This window comes from Nocardia sp. NPDC051756 (genome assembly GCF_040681495.1).
GTDB lineage: Bacteria > Actinomycetota > Actinomycetes > Mycobacteriales > Mycobacteriaceae > Nocardia.
On record NZ_JBFAYV010000008.1, the window covers coordinates 369,643 to 389,734 of the forward strand.

A 20,092-nucleotide genomic window follows, 5' to 3' on the forward strand; every position below is an offset into this window, starting at 1 on the left:
TGGGCGTGGAACGGGCTGTGGCGCAGCTTGGTAGCGCACCTGACTGGGGGTCAGGTGGTCGCAGGTTCAAATCCTGTCAGCCCGACCAGGTCAGAGGCGGTTTCCGCCTCTGACCTGAGTCATTTTGTGGACCAATTGTGGACCAGGGAGCAAACCCCGGGCACAACGGTCACAGCAGGTAGAGACGTAGTCAACGGGTCTAACGGGCCCTCATGCGATGTGTGGTCCCACCGTGGTCCCGCCCAAGCAAAGCTTCCGATCACGCCGAGCCTCTACATGGCCAGACGCATGCTCGATGGTTGCGGGGGTTCGCGGCGTGGGCTTACCCTTCTAGAGCGCCCCATTTGTCGGGGTTTCCCGGTAACCGCCGTAGCGGAGCCGGACGTAGCGCCAGTCCGCAGATCACCGCTCTCGTGCGGGTTCACCGCACCAGACGCGACGAGCCCGGCACTTCGAGGTTCGCTCCACAATCCCCGGGCGCGGCTGGCATCCGATGCCGCTCGTCGTCAAGCCACGCCCGAATGTGCTGTCGCCGTTCGGTGTCGGTGCGCTGTCGGCGTCAAAGACAAGGGGGTCCGTCATGCAGCACTCGGACCATGCCCCGCTGGGTTTGTTGAACCAGCGGATGTACACCACCGGAGAGGTCGCCGAGATCCTCGGTGTCGACACGTCCACGCTTCGGCGGTGGCGTCGCGGAAGTCCGGTCGAGGGACCAGGATTCGTGCGGATCTCCGAACGAGTCGCCAAGTACCCCGAGAGCGATCTCGAATCCTACTTGGAAGCGCGGCACGTCAAGCCCGCCGCGTGAACAGTCGACGGACTGTTTCCCAGCACGCCGGTTCGAGGCGGAGGTGCGGCGATCATGACTGACGCCGTGCAGATTCCGCTCGGGATCAAGCTGACCGTCGACATCGAGAAACTCGAACGCCGGAAATCAGGCAAGCCGTATCGAGCCCGGCTGCGCTGGACCAACCCGCTGACCAAGCAACGCGATTCCAAATCCGAGGTGTTCGAATCCGAAGACCTCGCCCAGGCCTGGATAGATCAGATGAAGCAGCTCGCGCGCCGCGGGTTGGATCCGCTCAGCGCCAACGTTTCGCTCCTCGACTACGGCGAAGCCAACATGTCGCTGGCGCTGTCCGGGCTCGAGCCCAAGACAACCGACCCATACCTGTGTGGGTGGCGCAAACGAGTGAAACCGACCCTCGGCCATCTCCTCGTACCGACCATCACCAACGGAATCGTGGATCGAGCCGTCGTGCAATGGATTGAAGAGGACGGCTGCTCGAAGTCCACCATCAAGAACACCATCGCGGTTCTCGTGCGTTTGATGGAGCAAGCCAAACGCGACGGCCTGCTCGACCGCAACCCGGCCCGTGTGCGTGGCTGGCAGGCCCTCTACAAACAGATCGAGGACGAACTCGAAGACCCACGGGCGCTTGCCCTTCCCGACTGGCAGGCCCTCGTCGAGCTGTGCGACGCTCTCGTCGCGGCGTCCTATGAGAACTACCGCGGCTGGGGCAACGTCGTCATGTTCGCCGCCTGCACCGGTCAGCGAAGCTGACACCAGATGGTTCGCCGAGCACGGCTGGTGGATCTCACCATCAATCCTCACCGACGATGCCTTGCTATCGCTGGAGTACGGCATCGAGAGGTTCTATGCCCGCGATCTCGACTGGCGCCTCCCGGCCGTGCCTCCAGCCGACTCCGGATTCGAACCGATGGGGGTGCAGACACGTCAAAATGATTACGTATCACTACAAGTCGCCGAAATTCGGTCCTTCGTTCTCAACCCATTGTTCCGCGCGATCGCTGTCGGATTAGGCGGCCTCGACGGGGTACGTCTGTTTCACGATCAACTGATCTCGAAGCCCCCAGGGAAAGCCCACGTCGGCTGGCACACTGACCGCAGTTACTGGCTTACTTGCTCGTCACAGGACATGCTCACGATCTGGGTTCCACTCATAGATGTCCACGCTGACAACGGTGCACTCAAAGTGCTTGATGGATCGCACCTGTGGGACACCGACCATAACCAGATGCGCGGATTCCATCACCCAGATCCGTCAATAATGAGCGAGATGTGGCGGGCGGATTCGGTGCGAACGCTGAGCCTGTGTCGCGGTCAAGTATCGGTGCATCATGCCAAGACGATTCACGGCAGTGGGCCGAATCGGGGAACTCATCCGCGCACGGCCCTCGCGATTCATCTACAACCTGGCAAAAATCACTACCTCGTACCCCCGCCCGGCGCGCCCCCTGCGCATTTCAACGATGTCCTGTGCCGACGCGACATCGCGGGGCGGCCGGACTACGCCGACCCGCACGTTTGCCCAAGCATTTCCTGAGGCGCGACAATGCGATATCGCTTGCGCGAGAGCGTCACTCGTCCAACGCCTGAGCAGCTGCGGCTCTGCATCGCTCAGAACATCGACCCCCGCTCCACCGCCTTCAATTACGCCTTGCTTCTCCGGCTCGCGCCGTCGATCGACACCAACCGTTTTCGCGATGCCGTAGCCGCCATCATCGCGTCACACGATGCGCTGCGTGGAAGATTCGAGCGCGGTGGTCCAGACGGATGGATCGTCCGAGAATGCCTGCCCGCACAACACGAATCGAATGTTGTCACGCTGAACACAATCGACCTGGCCGACCGCGCACAAGCCGAAGTCGAACGGCCTTTCGATCTATCGCAGGATCCACCTGTGCGCGTGCACTGGTGGCACCTAGGAAACGAGCTGCTCTGTCAACTGACGTTCCATCACATCGCCATCGACGCAAGCACCATAGAGCTGCTCTTGGAAGGTATCCGGGCGGAATACAACGAGCCGCTCAGGCCCAGGATAGCTCCGCCGAGCTACTATGCGCACGCTGCGAAACGCTGGCATGCACATGAGACTCCCATCTATCGGAAACGGCTCGACGAGTACGTTCGCAAATTCGATGGCTCGACCATCGAACCGCTGCTGCCGTCCACCGTCAACCGTCACACAACTACCGCTCAGTTGGTGTGGCAAGTGGCCGATGAAACCGACGGAGCCGCTGCTGAGCATGCGTACGCCGCGAAATGTACTCGGTTTGCCGTCTGGCTGAATGCATGGACTCGAGCGCTTTCCCTCGCATTCGATCGCGAGGAAATACCGGTGGTTGTCCCGATGTCGAGTCGACGATCCCCCGCAGAGATGGCCACCGTCGGCTTTTTCATCAACTCGGTTGTCGTTCCGGGACGCCAGAATCGTCGCGAGAAATTCGGTCCGGCTTGCCGCCGGGTTGCCGACGAGCTCTTGGATGCGCTCGACCGCCGGGACCTACCGTTGCATGAACTCGTCCACGAGTTATCCATGCCGAAGCGCGGTGCGGACAACCCCCTAGTCGGGGTTTCCGCGCAAATGCTTCGAGCACAGCGGCGTTTTCTACATCTGGCGGATGGAACGGTCGCCATCACCTGCATCGACTCGCTGACACCCCGTTACCCTTTGTCGCTGGAGATCCGAATAGGAGCTGGCGCCAGCGAGGTCTGCCTCCGTGCCGACCGCACACTCGTCGAACCTGGTCGGCTCCAGGCACTCAGACACCTGATGGAAGATGACCTCCTCAGCCGCGCATTCACGGCGTCACGAGATCTCGCGCCACCGACAATCCCACAACCCCTCTCCACCGAAGCTATTTCCGCCCCGATCCTGAGATGGGCACGACATCGGCCGCACGACATCGCAGTCCGCTGGGACAACGGGAGCTGGACATGGACACATCTCGTGAACGCAACCGACGAGATGATTACACAACTACGAACCCGAGGTGTTGCGCGAGGCACCACCGTCACCATCGAACTAGGCCGCGGCCCTCACTATGTTGCCGCACTGCTCGCCGTGTTCCGACTCGGTGCTATCGCAGTATTGACGCGAAGCGGTTGGTCCGAACCCGAACGACGCAAACTCTCCGGCACGACTGGGGCCTGCGCGCGCATTGCGGGGCCCCGGCGCGTCCTGTCGGGTGTCGATGAAACCGACACCACCGCAGGGGAATCCTCGCATCCGATCCCTTCGGGAACCGCCTACATCACTTTCACATCCGGATCCACAGGCCCCCCGAAAGCGTTACCGGCGCCCATCTCCGGGGTGCTGGACTATTTGGAATCGGTCGTCACCACGACCGCCATCGGACCGGAGGACCGATGCCTTCAAGTAGCCGGGGCAGGCTTCGACGCTTTGATCCGAGATACTCTGGTCCCCCTGCGTTCGGGAGCCACCCTCGTGATCCTGCCCGAACCGCTGCGCCTCAGCGGTCGAGGTATCGCCGAAACAATCGAGCAGGAACAGATAACAGCGATACTCGCACTGATCCCGCCACAGCTGAGGCTGCTGCTCGATCATCTGCATGCACCAGCACCCCACGTCCTCTGCGTCGCGGGCGAACCGCTGTTCCGCGCCGACTGCCGTCGACTGCACCAGATCGATTGTCACAGCAGGCTATTCAACCTATACGGGCCAACAGAGACCACAATGACCAGCACTTGCCTCGAAGTTGAGGACCGAATCCAAATTCTGGACCGCCTTCCTGTCGGCCACCCATCAACAGCCGCCGGCGTACACATCCTCAGCCGGGATGGCGCTGAGTTGCCGGAAGGGTGCAAAGGCGAGATCGTCATCTCTGGCTCCGGAGTGACTCCCGGATACTTGGGAAACCACACTGCCGCAGCTGGTTTCGCTGTCCGAATGCTCGCTGGTCAGCCACGCTGGAGCTACGCCACTGGTGACTCCGGCTATTGGCTGAACGACGGCTTTGGCCTACGTGTCACAGGCCGGCTCGACGCCAACCACAAAGTCCTCGGCGAACGAGTCGACCTCGCAGCCGTCGAATCGGCGCTCGTAGGCCACCCCGCGGTTGTCGACGCCGTTGCGACAATCGAACCCCACGGACACTTCAGCATCGTCTCCGCACAAGTTGTTTTGCGCGATCCAACCATCTCGACCGAAGCTCTCCGGCAGTTCCTGAAAGGAAAGATCAGCCCGGCCGCGACACCCCACCGAATTGCGACCGTCGAACACATCTCTCGACTCGCCAACGGCAAGACCGACCGTCGTCTCCCGCACACTTCCGTCGGATCTGAGGCCGCGAAGCCGGGCCGACTCGGACAGTCTTGGCCGCGAGTTCGAAGGGTCGTCGACGAAATCCTGACTAGCCGGGTAACTGACCCACAAGCGAATCTGTTTGCCCTCGGCGCAGATTCGGTGGCAGTGATCGAGATACTCGAGCGCCTCGACATCCTCGACGCAGCACCTCAGGCGTTTGACGATCCCCGCATGACCACCCTCGTCGACCTGGTAGAGCAACCCGACAGACAACCTCACACGAAGGCACCCCGCCCCGACAATCCAGGACTTCTCATTCCGATCGGCGAGCCTACACACGATCCCGAGAACCCTACGGTCATTTGCTTTCCGCCAGCAGGCGGTGACCTGGTCTCATTCGCACCACTCGCTCAAGCAATGGAGGGCCGGGCAGACATCATTGTGGCCCGTCGTCCACAACCTCACGACCGGACCGGCTCTGTCGCGTCCTGGGTAGACGCCCACGTTATGGAATGCGCCCGATACGCCGTCCGGCGAGGGGGCACGGTCGTCGTGTGTGGATACAGCGTCGGTTTTCTGCTCGCATGCCTCACGGCTGACGCACTCCGAAACCGTGCTGGTGTGCGAGCAATCATAGGTATCAACCCGAGCATTCCCGTCAACCACCGAAAATACGCCGGCCGATCCGTTACGACGGCCGCCGTGCTCGGAACGACGGCTGCTGATTCAGTGACACGCCTACACGCCGATCTCGATATTCTTTCGGTCACCAGCCGGATGGACGCGTGTCTGCCCGAACTTCTGCTCTTGCAGACACTCCGCGACAAACTTCGCTGGGACAACGCGGTCGACCTCGGTATCCGAAAGTTCACGACTGTTCACACGGAGCCGATCGAAGGGAAACATACGTTGTCCAACTCAGACATGTACGCCGCAGCAATGCTCGCCGCCGAATGGATTACCGGGCTGGAGGACGGCGGCCGTGATTCCTGACCACGAAGCTGCCCTTGCTGCCATCAGGCGCCACGCACCGGAAACGCCATTGACGTGGCTACCCGACCTCGGAATATGGATCAAGGACGAACGCTCACTACCCAGCGGGTCATTCAAAATTCGTGGGGCAGCTAGCTGGCTTGCCAACACATCCACCAGACGTCATATCGTCACAGCGAGCTCAGGCAACCACGCTCATGCCCTGCGATGGGTGCTCAATGCAACTCGCGACACACGGCATTTGACTGTCGTCGTGACTACAGCCGCCGACGACCGGAAGATCAAATCACTGGTCGACAGCGGCTGCGAAATCATCTACAGCGAAGGCAACAATGAACAGAGAGACAGGCTCGCCCGCAGGCTCGCGCACCGATGGGGCGCCGATTACTGCTCCTCCCACGACGATCAGTATGTCATTGCCGGCCAAGCCACCGTCGGCGCGGAAATCCTCACAGCTCACCCGAACACCGCGACGATCGTAGTCCCAGTGGGAGGCGGAGGCCTGTTCGCAGGAACTCTTATCGCGGCCGCCTGTCACGGTACGGCGGTACGGGTCGTCGGGGTCGAACCCGCGGGCGCGAACTCCATGGTGCGTTCCCTCGCCGCCGGGCATCGCATAGTGATTTCACAGCCAGACACTCAGTGTGACGCGCTTCGCGCATGTACACCCGGTGCACAGTGCTTTCACCTCGCACAGGCCCACGGCGCCGAGCTGATCGAGGTCTCTGACACCGAAGTACGCCACGCACAACGACTCCTGGTCGAGCGCATCGGCCCGGTGGAAATATCGGCCGCGGCCTCTGTCGCAGGAGCGATCCGCCTCCACCTACCCGCTCCAGTCTGCGTCGTCACCGCAGGTGTGCCTGCGCAGACTTATCTTGCGCAACCAGTTTCCTGACGGCCCAACCTGCTACCCAATTCGTGGGAACGCCTTGGCCAGGACCAGACAGCGGTATGCGGGACTACCGGCTGACGGTGTTAGTGACCGTTGGTGAAGGTTCCGGAGAGTTGGCGGTGCATGGTCGCGCTGTAGGGGTTGAGCCCAACGATTTCGACGTTCTTTCCGCGGGTTCGATATTTCTCGGTGACGGTGTCAAGGGCGGCGACGGTGGAGGCGTCCCAGATGTGAGCGTCGGTGAGGTCGATGATCACAGTGTCGGGGTCGCCCGCATAGTCGAATTGGTGGATGAGGTCGTTGCTGGAGGCGAAGAACAGTTCGCCGGTGACGTCGTAGACGACCTCGCCGCTGCCGGGATCGGTGCTGCCGCTCACATCGACGACGTGGGCGACTCTGCGGGCGAAAATTACCATGGCGCAGAGGGTTCCGACGATGACACCGATCGCGAGGTCGCCGGTGGCGACGACGACCATGACGGTGACGATCATGACGGCGGTCTCTCCGATGGGCAAGCGTTTGAGTGTCCGGGGGGCGATGGAGTGCCAGTCGAAGGTGCCGACGGCGACGAGCACCATCACCGCGACCAGGGCGGCCATCGGTATGCGAGATACCAACGGCCCGAACACGATGCACAGGATCATCAGGAAGATCCCGGCCAGGAAGGTCGACAGGCGGGTGCGGGCGCCCGCGGTTTTGACGTTGATCATGGTTTGGCCGATCATCGCGCAGCCGCCCATGCCGCCGAAGATTCCGGTGACGATGTTGGCGATGCCCTGGCCGATGGATTCGCGGGTTTTGTCGGAGTGGGTGTCGGTGATGTCGTCGACCAGCTGCGCGGTCATCAGCGATTCCAGCAAACCGACCACTGCCAGCGCCAGGGCGAAGGGAGCGATCGTCGCGAGGGTCGCGGTCGTGAACGGAACATGCGGAAGACCGGGCACGGGCAGGGCGGACGGCAACGCGCCCTTGTCCCCGACCGTCGGCACCGCGATTCCAGCAGCGATAGTGATAGCAGTCAGGGTGACGATCGAAACCAGCGGTGCGGGAACGGCTTTAGTGAGTCGCGGAAAGACGACCAGCAGTATCAGCGCGCCCGCGAACAGCGGGTAGACCGGCCAGGGCACATCGATCAATTCGGGCAACTGGGCGAGGAAGATGAGGATGGCAAGGGCGTTGACGAATCCGACCATGACGCTACGTGGCACGAACCGCATCAGCTTGGCCACGCCGAGACATCCCAGGACGATCTGGAACAGCCCACCCAGGATGACCGTGGCGATCAGGTAGCCGAGTCCGTGTTCGCGGGTGAGTGGGGCGACGACCAGCGCGATCGAGCCGGTGGCCGCGGAGATCATGGCCGGTCGGCCACCGGCGAGGGCGATCACGACCGCCATAGTGAACGAGGCGTAGAGGCCGACTTTCGGGTCGACCCCGCTGATGATGGAGAACGAGATCGCCTCGGGGATCAGCGCCAAGGCGACCACCAGGCCCGCAAGGATCTCGGTGCGGGCCACTGGCGGAGACCACCAGGTCGGCGGAGCAATGCGGTTGCGCAGCAAGGGCTTCGGCGAGGAAGGCATGAGTGGTCCGTTCCGGTTCAGCGCTCCTTCGAGCGCGTCCTGTGTGCCTCCGTCGCCATGGTGGCGACGAAGGCTCGGGGGAACCGGACGACATATCCGTTGATCCTCGGCTGGGAATCGCCCGCCGGGAGGGCGCTGCGGGCTCGACGGCCCGGTCGGTGAGTTTGCGAGCAAGTGGCTCTCACCTGAACGTGGTGTCCACGCTAGCCGAGCCCGGCGGGGAGCCCGCAAGATCGAGAAGCGTTAATGCGGCAGGGATCATGCGCGCGAGCAGATGAGAGATAGACCACTCTCCGCCTGTTGGATTTGCGACTCTACCCTTACGGGAGGGTAGGGTTTGAGTCGCTGAGCGATTGCTGATCGCCTTCCCGGCAGCGTGGCCGGGCCTGCCACGGACCCGATGTCCTCGAAGCTCGGCTCAACTGCCTCCTCTCTTCCTTTCGCCGACGAGCATCTGCCCGCGCGGCTGCGCCGCAGTGCGCGAAGTGTCATGAACGGAGTTCGAATGGTGTCGACTGCTGAGCGACGCAATACTGATTCCTCGGTGCTGGATGCTCTGCGCAGCCCGAGAAAGCTGCGGGTCGAGGTACTGGCCGGTTTGGTGGTAGCGCTGGCGTTGATCCCGGAGGCGATCTCGTTCTCCATCATCGCGGGCGTGGACCCGCGGGTGGGGTTGTTCGCCTCGTTCACCATGGCGGTGACCATCGCTGTCGTCGGCGGCCGCCGGGCCATGATCTCCGCGGCCACCGGTGCGGTCGCGCTGGTCATCGCGCCGGTCGTGCGCGAGCACGGCCTGGATTACCTGATCGCGACGGTGCTCTTGGCGGGGGTGTTGCAGATCGTGTTGAGCGTGGCCGGGGTGGCCAAACTGATGCGGTTCATTCCGCGCAGTGTGATGGTCGGGTTCGTCAACGCTCTGGCCATCCTGATCTTCTTGGCCCAGCTGCCGCATCTGATCGGGGTGCCGTGGCTGGTGTATCCGATGGTGGCGGTCGGGCTCGTGGCGATGGTGTTGCTGCCGAAGCTGACCACGGCGGTGCCTGCGCCTTTGGTAGCGATCGTGGCGTTGACGGCGGTGACGATGGCGTTCGCGTTGAACGTGCCCAATGTCGGCGACGAAGGCGAGCTTCCGTCGAGTCTGCCGTCGCTGCTGATCCCGCACGTGCCACTGACTTTGGAGACCTTGAAGATCATCGCCCCGTACGCGCTGGCGATGGCGCTGGTCGGATTGTTGGAGTCGTTGATGACCGCGAAGCTGGTCGACGACATCACCGATTCTCATTCCAATAAGACCCGTGAGGGCTGGGGGCAAGGCGTCGCCAACATCGTGACCGGGTTCTTCGGCGGCATGGGCGGCTGCGCGATGATCGGACAGACCATGATCAACGTGAAAGTCTCCGGCGCCCGTACCCGCATCTCGACCTTCCTGGCCGGGGTGTTCCTGCTGATCCTGGTCGTCGGCCTCGGCGGGCTGGTCGCTCAGATCCCGATGGCGGCACTGGTCGCGGTGATGATCATGGTGTCGGTGGGCACCATGGACTGGCACTCCATCGCGCCGAAGACGTTGCGGCGCATGCCGATCGCCGAAACCACCGTCATGGCGGTAACCGTCGTCGTCACCGTGGCCACCCACAACCTCGCCTACGGCGTCATCGCCGGTGTCCTCACCGCCATGGTCGCCTTCGCGCACCGCGTCGCGCATTTCACCGAGGTGATAAAGGTGCATGACTCCGACACCGATCACGACGGGGATACCGATACCCGTGTGTACAAGGTGCGGGGGGAGTTGTTCTTCGCCTCCAGCAATGACCTGGTCTACCAATTCGACTACGTCGGTGATCCGGACAATATCGTGATCGATATGTCCGACACTCACATCTGGGACGCCTCCACAGTGGCAACCCTCGACGCGATCACCACCAAGTACGCCGCCAAGGGCAAGCACGTGGAAATCATCGGCTTGAACCCAGCATCGGAGGCCCGTCACGACCGGTTGTCTGGGCATCTGGCCGGCGCGCACTGATATGAGCACCGATACCGGCGGCTACCTGCAAATCGGGCAGGTAGCCGAGCGAACCGAGTTGTCGCTGAAGACGATTCGCCACTACGACGAATTTGGCCTGGTACAGCCCTCGGCACGCTCGGCCGGTGGGTTCCGTCTCTACACCGAAGCCGATGTGTCTCGGCTGCTGGTCATCAGGCGGATGAAACCGCTCGGATTCAGCCTCGCGGAAATGAAACAACTCCTCGACGCTGTCGACGTGCTCGACGACGAAACCACTACGAGCGACCAGCGGATCTCCGCAGCGACGTATCTGCTCGAGTGCCGAGACAAAGCCCGCGACAGCGCCGAGCGACTGCGACGGCAGCTGAGCTATGCCGAGGAGTTGACCGAGCTACTCACCGCCCGGACCGCCACACCGTTGCCCTGACCGGACCGACCTCCCTCAGATGCGGTGACGCGGGTGCAGTTGCGGGTCAGCGTTCGTCGAGCGCGGGCATGGGTCCTTGGGTGTGGCCGACGGTGTCGATGAAGTACGGCTGGGCAGCGGTATCGAACAGTTCGATGCGCGCGCCGATGCTGGCGATGTGGTGGCCAGTGAACGGCCGCCCGAACGGGCAACCGGTGAATTCCTCCGGAAACCCGTTCTGCAACAATCGATTTGATGTGGTCGGCAGCGAATTCGTCCAATAGCCGAGATGGTCGAATCGCGCTCCCGTACTGGCGTCCCAGGGGCTGTCCGGGCCTGCGGTGACGAGTTCGATATAGGGCGGACCACCCAGGCTGAAGGTGGCGAGGAGGGCGGAGTCGCCATATCGGCCATCCGAGGGTTCGAGCCATCGGCAACCGACAGCTGCGGCAAGATCGGCCATCGCGGCTTCCAGGTCGGGCACAACAAAGCAGACGTGATAGAACGGAACATCGTGCGGTGGTGCGGGATCGATCATGAACCCAGCATGCAGATCGCAGCGGCGATTCCGAAATTCTTTATCCGCAGGCGACGCGGTTGACTCGATCGACTAGGCGAAACGCTGTGCTCCGCACAAGTCCGGGCTGTGACGATCGGCGCGATCGTCACAACGCGGGCAACCCCTCGAACGACGCCGAACCATTCACCGGATGGTACGAAGCTTACTGACCGCCGGTAGGGGTAAAAACCAGATCATCACGTTTGACACTGCGACGGCGGATCAGCAACTGCTCGTTGACATGAATCAGCTCGTCGTCACAGGTACACAGGAATTCGACGGCTGTAGGACCCCCCGGCGGGGTGCGCACGATGATCGCGTAACTGCTGGCGTGTATCACTTCGTCAAGCCCATGCCGGATGTCCAATGTTGTCAGGCAGTGGCGACGAAGGACGTTGTCGGTCAACAGTTTTTGCGCCGCGGCACCAGCGCCGTTCGCGATGGCTGCGCGCCCGATCTGAGGATCGAGCCGAGCGTTGGTCTCGAACACGCCGTCCTCGGCGAAGTCAGCGGTCCAGTCCTGGACGCGCCCTTCGTCCATGGCGCGCATATGCCGGGCGTAGAAAAGCGTGACCTCGGTGTGTAGTTCCGCCGAGACCGTCAAGGTGCTGGTCATGGCAGGGGCCTCCGCGCGGTGAACAAGGCGACGCTGCCACGGATTTCGAGCACGTGGTTGGCGAAGTGCTGTTGCAACGCCCCGTGCAGCATGTCAACGGTGTCGTTTTGGTTGTGGAAGGCCCCCATCCGCTGATACAGCGCGTTGAACGCGTTGGAGAACGGAGTCTGCGGAGCGCCACCGGTGACCACGGTGCTACCGAACAGGACGCCGTTCGCGGTGAGCAGCGATTTCAGGCGCGCGAAGACTTCCTGCTTACCGGTCGGCGGATCGGGCAGGCAGTGCAGGACGTAGTTGATCGCGATCGAGTCGAAGGGTGCGTTCGGAATCGCCGGGAGCTCGCCCAGCAGGTCGGCTCGCACCGTGGCCGGGGCATAGCGGGCGATGCGGCCTGCCACGAATGTGAGTGGGTCGGGGTTGAGGTCGAGCAAAGTGATGGCCGGGTCGGGGACCGGGAATCGACAATGATCGAGGTAATAGCCGGTACCTGGTCCGACGTCGAGGTGACGGCCGGAGACGTTCTGATTGTAGTGCTCAACGAAACGCTCTGGGGGACAACGCCAGAGCAGACGGTTGGCGGCATTGACCGTGACGAGGTCGTATCCGTTGAGTCGGTTGGCCCGGTAGAAGCTCTGGCCGGAGTCGGTTGTCGCCGATGTGGTCATGGCTCGCTTTCGGTGTCGAGGAGTCAGTAGATGCCGAGTCCGCCGCAGACGTTGAGCGCCTGTGCGGTGACCGATGCTGCGGCGGGGCCGGCCAGATAGGCGACCATTGCCGCGACTTCTTCCGGCGTGCTGTAGCGGCCGAGGGGGATCTTGGCTTCGAAGTTCGCCAGGACCTCTTCCTCGGAGATGCTCTGCAGTGCCGAATAGGACTCGCGGATCGACACCGCCATCGGTGTCTCGACATACCCGGGACACACAGCGTTGACGGTGGCGCCGGTCGGTGCGAGCTCTTTGGCCAGAGCCTTGGTGAATCCGATGACGCCCGCCTTGGCCGCGGAATACGGGGTGCCGAATGGAACACCTTGCTTACCCGCGGTGGAGGCAATGCTGATGATGCGCCCCGAAGTGCTGCGAATACTCGGGCATTCGCTCAGCACGGCGCGGGTCACCCAAAAAACGCTGTTGAGATCGGTCTCGATGACGTCGAGCCATAGCTCGTCGCTGATTGTGGTGATGGGGCCGCCGCCACCGCGACCCGCGTTGTTGACCAGCACCTCGATCGGTCCGTGCTCACTCGCTACGGCCGCCACCAGCTCACGCACGCCGGCTCGGTCGCACACATTGTTGACGTAACCTGCTAGCCCCGGCTGCTCGGCCAGTGTCTTGTCGAGTTTGGTTTGATCGCGACCGGTGATAATGACCTGAAAACCATTGTCGTGCAATTGTTTCGCACAGGCATAACCGATACCGCTGGTGCCGCCGGTGACCAGTGCCACGCCACCCATGAATCCTCCGAACATGTCGACTACGGTGTGCCGGTCACGGTGCCCGCGCCAGTTCGAAGGCTGTTCGAGATTGCGTCGTGCGCGATTCCGATGCGAGTTCGAAGTGGTTTCGAACACACCGCCGCAGGCTGTGCGATGTGCGTCGACGAGTCGTAGTTACAGGACTATCAGTGCTGGCACCGGGATCGGTGGACACCGAGGGCTTTTGGGCCATGATCACCGAGGGGCGGACTGCGATCCGCCGGATCACCGCCTTCGATCCTCGCCAGTTCCGTTCTCAGGTCGCCGGTGAGATCGATTTCGATCCACTGGCGATGGGGTTGAGCCACCGGGAAGCGCGGCGGCTCGACCGCGCATCCATGCTTGCCGTGGTGTGTGCGCGTCGGGCGATCGAGCAAGCCGGACTGAACGAATACATCGACCACGGCCGCTTGGGCGTGACGGTCGGCAACGCAGTCGGCTCCGCCACCAGTATCGAGCAGGAGTACGTGGTGCTCTCCGACGAAGGCGCCGAGTGGTTCGTCGATCAGAAGTACCGATCACCACATCTGTTCGACTATTTCACCCCCGGATCGATCGCCCGGGAAGTGGCACAGGTCGTGGCGGCCGAGGGGCCGGTGAGCGTTGTCTCCGCCGGCTGCACCTCCGGTATCGACTCGATCGGCCATGCCGCGACGTTGATCGAAGAAGGCGCGGCCGACGTCATGCTGGCCGGCGCGACCGACGCCCCGGTCACCCCGATCGCGGTGGCATGCTTCGACGCGATTCGCGCCACAACCCCCAACAATGACGATCCTGCAACGGCGGCAAAGCCTTTCGATCGCCGCCGCAACGGTTTCGCCATTGCCGAAGGCGCCGCGATGCTGGTCCTCGAAGAGTTCGAGCACGCCAAGCGCCGCGGCGCGCCGATCCTGGGAGAGGTTGCCGGGTACGCATCGACGTGCAACGCCTACCACATGACCGGCCTGTCGGCCGATGGCGAGGAAATGACCCGCGCCATCGATCGGGCCCTGGCTGAAGCCAGCGTCCCGGTGGAGGCGGTCGGTTATGTGAACGCCCACGGTTCCGGAACAAAACAGAATGACATGCACGAGACCGCGGCCATCAAGCGCAGTCTCGGCGAGCATGCGTTCCGGGTGCCGGTGAGCTCGATCAAGTCGATGGTCGGCCATTCGCTGGGCGCGATCGGTTCCATCGAGATCGCCGCCTGTCTTCTGGCGATGCGGGATTCGCTGATCCCACCGACCGCCAATCTGCATGAACCCGACCCTCGCTGCGATCTGGACTACGTACCGCTGACCGCGCGCGAGGCGGCTCTGGACACGGTTCTCACTGTTGGAAGCGGATTCGGCGGATTCCAGAGCGCGATGATTTTGCGAAAGGTGACCGCATGAGTCCCACCGATTGCGTTGTGACGGGTATCGACGTCATCGCACCAACCGGATTCACGATCGACGAATACTGGCGCCGGACCTGTCTCGGCGAATCCGGCATCCGTGTGATCGATGATTTCGACGAACGCTATGACACGGCTCTCGCGGGTGTGATCCCGGATTTCGTTGCCAAAGAACACCTTCCGGGGCGGCTGATCACCCAGACCGACCGGGTGACCCAGTTCGCGCTGATTGCGGCCGAGCGAGCGCTTGCCGACTCCAAGGTCGACCTCGACCACCGCGATCCGTTCGACTGCTCGGTAGTCACTTCTAACGCGACCGGTGGATTCGAGTTCTCGCATCGGGAGATGCAGCGGCTGTGGACCCAAGGTCGTGAAAGTGTCAGCGTCTACCAGTGTTTCGCCTGGTTCTACGCGGTCAACACGGGCCAGATATCGATCCGGCATCGCCTTCGGGGTCCCGGAGCGGTCCTGGTCGGCGAGCAGGCAGGAGGGCTGGACGCGCTCGGTCACGCCCGTCGCAACATACGCCGCGGCCGGTGCTCGATGGTCGTCGCGGGCGGGATGGAATCCTCTTTCGATCCTTGGGGCTGGGTCTCACACCAGGCGTCCGGCGGCCTCACGACGCAACGGAATCCGGCCGAGGGCTATCGGCCCTTCGCTGCCACCGCGGACGGTTACGCGCCGGGTGAAGGCGGGGCGATGCTCGTCCTGGAATCCGGTGACACCGTCGAACTGGGACATGTTTATGGCCACATCGTTGGCTACGCGTCCGGATTCAACCCGCGCAACGATCCGGGCTACACCCGACCGATGCGGCAGGTCATCAACTCGGCGCTCGCTGAGGCGGAGTTGTGCCCGACAGACATCGACGTGGTGTTCGCCGACGCGGCAGGCACTCGTGCCGACGATGTCGCCGAAGCCACCGTCCTGGCCGAGATCTTCGGGCCTCAGGCGGTGCCGGTGGCGGCTCCCAAGAGCGGCACCGGCCGTCTGATGGCCGGTGCCGGGCCCCTCGATGCGGTATCTGCGCTCTTGGCCTTGCGGGACAACGTGATTCCACCTGCCGTGCATGTGCAGACCACCGACCTACCCATCGACCTGGTGTGCGGGCAGGCCCGCGACGCCCCGTTGACCACGGCACTGGTGCTTGCCCGCGGCGCGGGCGGCTTCATCTCGGCGCTGGTGATCCGGAAATGACCTCGAACGCACGAGAAAGGTAATCCCATGCTGACTCCCGAACAACTCCGTGAGGCCATGATCGCCAGCGCAGGTGAGGACGAATCCATCACTCTGGAAGGCGATTTCGCGTCCAAGGACTTCGCCGAACTCGGATTCGACTCGCTGGCTCTGATGGAGACCTGTGCCCAACTCAAACGTGACCACGGCATCGTGGTCCCTGATGAGACGCTGTGGGATCTGACTACTCCCGAGCAGCTTATCCAGTGGGTCAACGGTACTCGAGCATGACTGCTGGGCCGCGGACAGTGTTCCTGTTCCCTGGGCAAGGAGCACAGCACCCTCGGATGGCCGCCGACCTGTACGGCGAGAACGAGGCGTTCACCACCACCATGGACAAGGCCTTCACCGTCCTGGACGACCCGGCACTGCGCAAGGTATGGCTCCAATCGGACCCTGGACCGTTGTTTCATGACATCACCCGCGCGCAACCGCTGCTGCTATCGGTGAATTACGCGCTGGCACGCACCCTGATGGCCGCAGGCGTGTACCCAGACGCCGTGCTGGGACACAGCGTGGGAGAGATTGCCGCCGCTACGGTCGCCGAAATATTCGACTTCGCTGACGCATTGGCCCTGCTGGCCGATTTCGTGCGCCACTATCGGCACGCGCCGGCGGGCGGCATGCTCGCCGTGGCCGCGGATCCCGACTCGGTACGGGAACGCCTGAGCGGGCTCGACGACGTGGTCATCGGTGCGGTCAACGGCCCGCGCCAGGTCCTGGTATGCGGCGGACGCGAAGAACTGCGGGCGGCACGGCAGCGGTTCCTTGCCGAGGCGGTGACCTGTGCGGAAGTCAATGCGCTGCAACCATTTCACAGTCCGCTGATGAATCAGGTCCCGAGTGGAGAGGTGGCTGATGGGCATCGTCCGGGTCTGTCCGCACAATTGCGCGGCCCGCAGTTACCGATGTATTCGGGTTATCTCGGTGGCCCGCTGGACCTCCACCATGCCATCGACCCCGAGTTCTGGCTGACCCAACCGGCCAAGCCCGTCTTGTTCGGTCCCGCGCTGCGCGCGGTCCTCGCCGCCGGACCATGCACCCTCGTCGAGACCGGTCCTGGCCAGTCGTTGTCGGCGCTGGCGCGCCGCACATCGGCCGTCGCCTCCGGTGAAAGCCGTTGCGTGGCAGTACTTCCCCCGAGGCGATTGGCGCCAGGGGCTGATATCGCATCGCTGACGGCCGCGCTGGACCGCCTCAGCACCTCACTATCGACTCATCGCGCCGGAAGGACTGATCGATGAACTCCACCGCAGACCTGCAAGCATTGGTGGACCGAATGGCCGGGCCGGTCATCCGGCCCGGCGATACCGGCTACGACCGTGCCCGACGTATCTGGAACGGCATGATCGATCGCTATCCACTCGCCATCGCCAAGGCCACCACCGTCGCCGACGTGCAGGCCGCGGTGAACTGGGCCCGCGACGCGGAGGTGCCGGTGGCGGTGCGCTGCGGCGGACACTCCATGGCCGGTCATTCCACCTGTGATGATGGTCTGGTCATCGACCTGCGCTTGATGTCCGCCGTTACCGTCGACCCCGATGCCCAGATCGCTCGCGCGCAAGGTGGCTGCCTGCTGGGGGCGTTCGACACCGCGACCCAGGCCTACATGCTCGCCGCACCCGCTGGCGTCGTCTCCCATACCGGCCTGGGTGGCCTCGTGCTCGGCGGCGGGTTCGGTTGGTTGAGCCGCAAACACGGTTTGTCGATCGACAACCTGAACTCGGCGCATGTCGTGTTGGCCACCGGAGAGCACGTCACAGCCAGCCCGGTGCAAAACCCCGATTTGTTCTGGGGTCTGCGCGGTGGCGGCGGCAATTTCGGAATCGTCACCGAATTCGAGTTCGGGCTCCACCGCGTAGGACCGATCCGCTTCTTCAGCGGATACTTCACCTTGGACGATGCCCGGCACGTGCTGACATCCTGGCGAGAGCGGATGCCCTCGGCGCCAGATGAACTCACCTGGGTCTTCTATCTGCGACTGGCGCCGCCGCTGCCGGAGATCCCCAAAGAGCTGTGGGGCAAACCGGTGCTCTGCTCGATGGCCTGCTGGGTGGGCGCACCCATAGACGGTGAGGCGGCTATCGACGAGATCATCGCAGTGGCGCCGTGTCATGGCGTCACCAAGGCGACCCTGCCGTACCGCGGCGTGCAGGCCTACGCCTTTCCCGGAGCCGTTGTGCCCGAACGCATCTGCACAAAGAGCGGATACGCCGCGGCACTACCCGACGAACTGCTCGACAAAGTCCTGCACTACGGCGCACAGATCACCTCGCCGTTCTCCCAGCTCGAACTGCTCTACCTCGGTGGCGCCGTCGCGCGGGTGCCTTCGGAAGCCACGGCCTACCACAACCGTGACCTGCCCTACGTCCTCAGCTTCGCAGCAGCCTGGAACGATCCGGCCCAAGACGCGACCCACATCTCTTGGGCCCGCGAAGGCTACGCCGACATCTCCGGCTTCCTGTCCGGCGGCTACGTCAACTTCATGAACCCCGAGGAAGACGACCGCACCGCCGACTCCTATGGACAGACCAAATATCAACGGCTGCGGGAGATCAAGGCGACCTACGACCCTGATAACCTCTTCCGGCTCAATCCGAACATCCTGCCCGCCACTCCAACCGGCGCGGCAGCCGGGCGATGACCCCGGCCACCGGCCGATCGATCCCGCTGTGCGACTTCCCGGTCACACAGCCGGATCGGCTGGCCGTGGAACCCGCTTTCGCCCAATGGCGGACGCGCACACCGATTGTCCGCGTTCGACTGCCGTTCGCGGGTCATGCCTGGCTGCTCACCCGATACCGCGACATCCGCGCCGTATTCATCTCACCGGATTGCCGCCGGGCCGCGACCTCGGACCCGGACACACCCCGTATTTTGTCCCGCGCGTGTGCCGAAGGACTACTTATGTCGCTGGATGAGCCTGAGCACGGTCGGCTACGGGGCCTGGTGGCAGGCTGGTTCACCGCACGTCGGGTCGAGGCCCTGCGTCCGGCGACCGAACAGGCGGCTCGTGAACTGATCGCCGATTTGCGCCGGGCCGAATCTGCGGATCTGGTCGAACAATTCGCCCAGCGTCTCTCGGCAATAGTTATCGGTGATCTGCTCGGCGTGCCGCGCGCCGATCGCGACGGGTTCCGGCGCTGGAGCGAGGCCATGCTGTCATCGACCTCTTATACCCCTGCACAGGTGGAAAAAGCCGCCCGCGAACTCGATGAGTACTTCGATCACCTCGTCGAGCAACGTGTCGAGCAGCCGAGCGACGACCTGATCGGTGTTCTCGTCAAACATGCACAAGCCGGACTGCTTTCGCGTCGCGAGGTGGTCGCCCTGGCTACCGATCTGCTGGTCGCAGGTTTCGAGACGACGGCCGGTCAGCTCACTAACTCCGTGTACACCCTGTCGATGATCCCCGGTGCCTGGCAGTGGTTGGCGGCCGGTCGGCACCGCATCGGACCCGCGGTCGAGGAATTGCTCCGGGTCATCCCGCTGGGCGCGGGCGGGTTCCGCGCCCGGGTCACGGCCGCGCCGATCACCTTCAGCACAGACATCGAGCCTGCGGTGACCGTCGCCGCAGGAGAGGTCGTCATCGCTCCCACCATCGCAGCCAACACCGACCCGGCCGAGTTCGCCGATCCGCTTTCCATACGACTGGATCGCCCGCAGAACAACCGCCACCTCACCTTCGGGCACGGCGCGCACCGATGTCTCGGCGCGCAGCTGGCTCGCATGGAACTCAATGTCGCTCTGGCAGAACTGCTCTCGGCCTTCCCCGCGTTAGCGCTGGCGGTGCCGGAGACCGAACTGGAATGGAACTCGGGCCTACAGGTGCGCGGGCCCCGCGCCCTCCCCGTCACCTGGTGACCCAGCCCCGAACATCA

Annotated in this window: 18 protein-coding genes and 1 tRNA gene; 14 read left to right on the forward strand and 5 right to left on the reverse strand. The window is 63.4% G+C overall.

The genetic code is table 11. The annotated features are described in order from the left end of the window. The first annotated feature begins 11 nt into the window (after positions 1–11). The 6 genes from AB0M22_RS34385 to AB0M22_RS34410 all read left to right on the forward strand — a co-directional run bounded on the left by AB0M22_RS34385 (position 12) and on the right by AB0M22_RS34410 (position 6,963). Positions 12–88, forward strand: a tRNA-Pro gene (locus AB0M22_RS34385). Positions 89–580: 492 nt separating this feature from the next. Then, a complete protein-coding gene (locus tag AB0M22_RS34390) occupies positions 581–808 on the forward strand; it encodes a helix-turn-helix domain-containing protein (RefSeq protein ID WP_364735806.1) in 228 nt (75 codons plus the stop codon). A 54-nt stretch (positions 809–862) separates the two neighbouring features. Next, entirely contained in the window at positions 863–1,564 is a 702-nt protein-coding gene (locus AB0M22_RS34395; protein WP_364735808.1) for a hypothetical protein, read from the forward strand. Next, positions 1,500–2,348, forward strand: coding sequence for a phytanoyl-CoA dioxygenase family protein (locus AB0M22_RS34400; RefSeq protein WP_364735810.1), 849 nt, complete (start codon positions 1,500–1,502; stop codon positions 2,346–2,348). Before AB0M22_RS34395 ends, AB0M22_RS34400 begins: the two co-directional genes overlap by 65 nt. A 9-nt stretch (positions 2,349–2,357) precedes the next feature. Beyond that, complete coding sequence (locus AB0M22_RS34405) at positions 2,358–6,065, forward strand: AMP-binding protein (RefSeq protein WP_364735812.1); 3,708 nt, start codon at positions 2,358–2,360, stop codon at positions 6,063–6,065. Next, positions 6,055–6,963, forward strand: a complete 909-nt coding sequence (locus AB0M22_RS34410; protein WP_364735814.1) for a pyridoxal-phosphate dependent enzyme — start codon at positions 6,055–6,057, stop codon at positions 6,961–6,963. The genes AB0M22_RS34405 and AB0M22_RS34410 overlap by 11 nt, the downstream gene beginning before the upstream one ends. An 80-nt stretch (positions 6,964–7,043) precedes the next feature. On the opposite strand, the gene AB0M22_RS34415 is transcribed toward AB0M22_RS34410, so the two are convergent. Then, positions 7,044–8,543, reverse strand: coding sequence for a SulP family inorganic anion transporter (locus AB0M22_RS34415; RefSeq protein ID WP_364735816.1), 1,500 nt, complete (start codon positions 8,541–8,543; stop codon positions 7,044–7,046). Between the two features lie 505 nt (positions 8,544–9,048). Here AB0M22_RS34415 and AB0M22_RS34420 point away from each other — a divergent pair. After that, the gene (locus AB0M22_RS34420; RefSeq protein ID WP_364735818.1) at positions 9,049–10,566 is read left to right on the forward strand and encodes a SulP family inorganic anion transporter; all 1,518 of its coding nucleotides are present in this window, start codon (positions 9,049–9,051) and stop codon (positions 10,564–10,566) included. Position 10,567: 1 nt separating this feature from the next. Beyond that, entirely contained in the window at positions 10,568–10,975 is a 408-nt protein-coding gene (locus tag AB0M22_RS34425; protein WP_364735820.1) for a MerR family transcriptional regulator, read from the forward strand. A gap of 46 nt (positions 10,976–11,021) precedes the next feature. Here the strand turns inward: AB0M22_RS34425 and AB0M22_RS34430 are convergent, their stop codons facing one another. The 4 genes from AB0M22_RS34430 to AB0M22_RS34445 form a co-directional block, all read right to left on the reverse strand. Continuing rightward, a complete protein-coding gene (locus AB0M22_RS34430) occupies positions 11,022–11,492 on the reverse strand; it encodes a VOC family protein (protein ID WP_364735823.1) in 471 nt (156 codons plus the stop codon). 184 nt (positions 11,493–11,676) lie between these two features. Next, the gene (locus AB0M22_RS34435) at positions 11,677–12,129 is read right to left on the reverse strand and encodes a nuclear transport factor 2 family protein (RefSeq protein WP_364735825.1); all 453 of its coding nucleotides are present in this window, start codon (positions 12,127–12,129) and stop codon (positions 11,677–11,679) included. Then, a complete protein-coding gene (locus tag AB0M22_RS34440) occupies positions 12,126–12,794 on the reverse strand; it encodes a class I SAM-dependent methyltransferase (RefSeq protein WP_364735827.1) in 669 nt (222 codons plus the stop codon). The genes AB0M22_RS34435 and AB0M22_RS34440 overlap by 4 nt, the downstream gene beginning before the upstream one ends. A 23-nt stretch (positions 12,795–12,817) precedes the next feature. After that, entirely contained in the window at positions 12,818–13,570 is a 753-nt protein-coding gene (locus tag AB0M22_RS34445; RefSeq protein WP_364735829.1) for an SDR family NAD(P)-dependent oxidoreductase, read from the reverse strand. 146 nt (positions 13,571–13,716) lie between these two features. Between AB0M22_RS34445 and AB0M22_RS34450 the strand changes: the two genes are divergently transcribed. From AB0M22_RS34450 to AB0M22_RS34475, 6 genes are read left to right on the forward strand one after another with little or no spacing between them, the layout of a single operon-like run. Then, positions 13,717–14,973 carry a beta-ketoacyl-[acyl-carrier-protein] synthase family protein gene (locus tag AB0M22_RS34450; protein WP_364735831.1) on the forward strand — a complete coding sequence of 419 codons (1,257 nt, stop codon included), beginning with the start codon at positions 13,717–13,719 and terminating at the stop codon, positions 14,971–14,973. Continuing rightward, positions 14,970–16,172 carry a beta-ketoacyl synthase N-terminal-like domain-containing protein gene (locus AB0M22_RS34455; protein WP_364735833.1) on the forward strand — a complete coding sequence of 401 codons (1,203 nt, stop codon included), beginning with the start codon at positions 14,970–14,972 and terminating at the stop codon, positions 16,170–16,172. The genes AB0M22_RS34450 and AB0M22_RS34455 overlap by 4 nt, the downstream gene beginning before the upstream one ends. A gap of 27 nt (positions 16,173–16,199) precedes the next feature. Beyond that, positions 16,200–16,442 carry an acyl carrier protein gene (locus AB0M22_RS34460; RefSeq protein ID WP_364735836.1) on the forward strand — a complete coding sequence of 81 codons (243 nt, stop codon included), beginning with the start codon at positions 16,200–16,202 and terminating at the stop codon, positions 16,440–16,442. After that, positions 16,439–17,455 (forward strand): acyltransferase domain-containing protein, encoded by a 1,017-nt coding sequence (locus tag AB0M22_RS34465; RefSeq protein ID WP_364735838.1) that lies wholly within the window; start codon positions 16,439–16,441, stop codon positions 17,453–17,455. Before AB0M22_RS34460 ends, AB0M22_RS34465 begins: the two co-directional genes overlap by 4 nt. Continuing rightward, positions 17,452–18,855: an FAD-binding oxidoreductase gene (locus AB0M22_RS34470; protein ID WP_364735840.1), complete on the forward strand. Its 1,404-nt coding sequence runs from the start codon at positions 17,452–17,454 to the stop codon at positions 18,853–18,855. Before AB0M22_RS34465 ends, AB0M22_RS34470 begins: the two co-directional genes overlap by 4 nt. Beyond that, positions 18,852–20,075, forward strand: coding sequence for a cytochrome P450 (locus tag AB0M22_RS34475; RefSeq protein WP_364735842.1), 1,224 nt, complete (start codon positions 18,852–18,854; stop codon positions 20,073–20,075). The genes AB0M22_RS34470 and AB0M22_RS34475 overlap by 4 nt, the downstream gene beginning before the upstream one ends. The last annotated feature ends 17 nt before the right edge of the window (positions 20,076–20,092 follow it).